This window comes from Lentzea kentuckyensis, assembly GCF_002150765.1.
In the GTDB taxonomy this organism is placed as follows: Bacteria; Actinomycetota; Actinomycetes; order Mycobacteriales; family Pseudonocardiaceae; genus Lentzea; species Lentzea kentuckyensis.
Genome location: NZ_MUYM01000251.1, coordinates 209 through 1,054, shown reverse-complemented (window position 1 = coordinate 1,054; position 846 = coordinate 209). Strand labels below are relative to the sequence as shown.

The window sequence follows — 846 nt, the reverse complement described above, 5'->3', positions numbered from 1 at the left end:
CAGCCCGGCGACGACCGCGGTGGCCACAAAACAGCGCGCTACGCGCACCTGTCCTCCCCTAGGTGTGAACCTCTCCACCCCAGGAGACTCCTTTCAGCGCGTGCAGGTTGCTTCACGCTCCGCGATAGGTGCCGAAGCTCCAGCGGTTGCCCTCGGGATCGGCCACGGTGAAACCACGCGAGCCGTAGTCCTCGTCGCGCAGTCCGCGGATCTCGGTCGCCCCGCGGGCGAGCGCCTGCGCGTGGATCTCGTCCGGCCGGTCGGTCACCACGTAGATCGACCCGGCGCCGGCCCTGGTCGCCTCGACCTCGCCGACCGAGCGCACGGTGGACCCCAGCATCACGCCGCCGCCCTCCGGCCAGACCATCTCGCAGTGCACGACCTCGCCGTCGGCCTCACCGGGCACGACGAGATGTTCCTTGAATCCGAACGCCTCGACCAGGAACCGGATCGCGGCGGGAGCGTCCTGATAGGACAGTGTGGGCCAGCAGGTGGGTGCAGGTGTCGTCATGGCAGCAACTGTGCGCCCTGCCCACCCTCGCTGCCTTGTACGAATGGAAGCTCGGTCGCGATCCATTCGCCAGGGGTCGCGCCGCACAGCGCCCGCCAGTCCCGGTTGAAGTGCGCCTGGTCGGTGTAACCGCAGGCAGCGGCCACCTCGGTGAACGTCGGCCGCCGTTCGCCGCGCAGCATCCGGTTCGCCNNCGCGAGCCGTTGCCACGCCCACGCCACCTCGACCTGCTGCCGCACCGGCCTGACCAGCCGCGAGAAGACCTCGTCCAGGCGCGCGAACCGATCGGTCCACGTCGGCGCGTCCCGCACCCGTTCACGCAGCTCGGCGGCCGG

The 846-nt window shown here is 70.5% G+C and carries 2 protein-coding genes; both read right to left on the bottom strand.

Going from position 1 to position 846, the window contains the following annotated elements; genetic code table 11:
• Positions 1–112: 112 nt before the first annotated feature.
• Positions 113–511: a VOC family protein gene (locus tag B0F77_RS46470; protein ID WP_086669371.1), complete on the bottom strand. Its 399-nt coding sequence runs from the start codon at positions 509–511 to the stop codon at positions 113–115.
• On the bottom strand, positions 508–732 hold the full coding sequence (locus tag B0F77_RS46465) for a helix-turn-helix domain-containing protein (protein WP_425435852.1): 225 nt from the start codon (positions 730–732) through the stop codon (positions 508–510). Before B0F77_RS46465 ends, B0F77_RS46470 begins: the two co-directional genes overlap by 4 nt.
• Positions 733–846: the final 114 nt, after the last annotated feature.

Bases quoted from the DNA above. Each gene is read 5' to 3' on its own strand.
- B0F77_RS46470 (WP_086669371.1), bottom strand. From the start codon at position 511: ATGACGACACCTGCACCCACCTGCTGGCCCACACTGTCCTATCAGGAC.